A 969-nucleotide genomic window follows, 5' to 3' on the forward strand; every position below is an offset into this window, starting at 1 on the left:
GTGTCGGTCAACGTCGTGCGGATCAAGGTTGCCTCCCATTTGGCAGCCTTGAATCAGCCAGCGATCAGTTTGGAAATCCTCAAACGTCAACACGCCCTAAAGCATAAAGTGCGAGATGAGATAATCGCCGTAGAGGCGCATGGTGGTCGCCTGACAGGAAGATACGTCGAGGACCACTTGTTCACGATGCGCGCGGTTCTGGAAGCTCGTCGCGCGGAGCTTGAAGATCGCGTTCCAGTGGCCCGGTGGAGCGTCGAGGTGGTATTTGTCGCCCACCAAATTGATGCGGTTTACCTGATCAGATGCTGGTTTCAGACCTTCCCGTTCGGTTGTCATATCGAACATTTTCTGATCTCGAACCGGTGGCTGCTCAGCCGGGCTTCGTTAACATGATGAACACCTACCTGGTGGAGCCGATGAATACTGTCCCAGTTCACAGAAGCTTCCCGCGGCGGGCACTCGAACTGCTCTAAAATGATAATAGGCCCGCCGGGTGGCGGGCCTATCGCTTTCTCGATGGCGTCGATCGTCGGGATCTTGCGATCGCAAAGGGTCTCCCCCTCTGGTCCAGCGATCTCGGCGACGACGGCGCGAGGACATTCATGATGAGTGATCCATGCTGACCGGACTGCGCAATATCGAGGGCAGGCGGCAGCTGACCAGGCTGGCTTGGGGCATGCCGACACCCCTCGAATACCTGAAATCCCCCAAGGCGCCGGATATGCGGGTCACCAATATGCGCAATACCACCAGCCCGTGGCGCAAGTGGCCGGGGATCCGTGAGCGCTGGCTGTATCTGGCTGTGATGCCATCGGTTCGAGCCCGATGGCGATCGGGATGCAGTTCGCAGAGCAGCCCCTGAACCGAAACAGAGAGTGTCCGATCTTCTGTGTATGAGTGGTCCGGTCCATGCTTCACCGAAAGGAAGCATGCATGACGATCTCCAAGGAACTTCTGGATGAACTGCTG

General features: G+C 57.4%; 2 protein-coding genes. Both read left to right on the forward strand.

The genetic code is table 11. From position 1 onward, the window contains the following. On the forward strand, positions 1-393 hold a 393-nt coding region (locus tag PARHAE_RS21290), incomplete at its 5' end, for a hypothetical protein (RefSeq protein ID WP_164555348.1). 223 nt (positions 394-616) lie between these two features. Then, the gene (locus PARHAE_RS20595; protein WP_126156364.1) at positions 617-862 is read left to right on the forward strand and encodes a hypothetical protein; all 246 of its coding nucleotides are present in this window, start codon (positions 617-619) and stop codon (positions 860-862) included. Positions 863-969: the final 107 nt, after the last annotated feature.

Origin of the sequence: Paracoccus haematequi (genome assembly GCF_900631945.1) — a bacterium.
Taxonomy (GTDB): Bacteria; Pseudomonadota; Alphaproteobacteria; order Rhodobacterales; family Rhodobacteraceae; genus Paracoccus; species Paracoccus haematequi_A.

Excerpts from the sequence above, each read along its gene's own strand:
- PARHAE_RS20595 (WP_126156364.1), top strand. The coding sequence starts at position 617 with ATGCTGACCGGACTGCGCAATATCGAGGGCAGGCGGCAGCTGACCAGG.